General features: G+C 44.6%; 1 protein-coding gene. It reads right to left on the reverse strand.

The features are described 5' to 3' along the window. Window positions 1-218 precede the first annotated feature (218 nt). Window positions 219-570 (reverse strand): GFA family protein (locus R7R24_RS29135; RefSeq protein ID WP_318120517.1); only part of this gene is annotated, 352 nt, incomplete at its 5' end.

Here is a 570-nt window from a genome sequence, read left to right on the forward strand (position 1 = left end):
CAGCCCGCGAGAAGGGCAAGTAGAAACGCGCCATATTCCACCCAACGAGGAAGTCTGGAAATCACAATAAAACCCCACCAAATGTTAGGAGCAGATTATAACGCTCACACTGAGTTACGAAACCTTTTCCTGTTCAACTCGGTTGATCATTCTCAAAAAAAACTCATTTATAGAGCTTTTGCTCAGATAACAACAAGCCAATAAAGGGGGATTCCCCTCTATTGAATGTGTTCCATTGTGCACTCGAAACTCACCCAGCCATGTTTCCTTTGCTCATAAATCGAAACTTTTGGCTCATGAAATTCGGTGTTATTGAAAATTCCAACGGGAACAACAACGATTTCGGGAGCTGCGGATAACAACAGTCGCATCGTCGTGCCACAAGCAGGGCAAAATGCGTATTTCACTGCATTACCATCGTCGCTGATTCTGGTGTAGTTAGTCGTGTCACCATCTAAAATGACCTGCTCCTTATCGAATTTGGCCTGGACACCAAAAACGCTGCCTGTTCGTTTCTGGCATTCAAAGCAGTGACAAATAGAGGTTCGCAGAGGTTCATCTTTACAGCGA

The sequence above is a fragment of the Vibrio sp. 704 genome, from assembly GCF_033339295.1.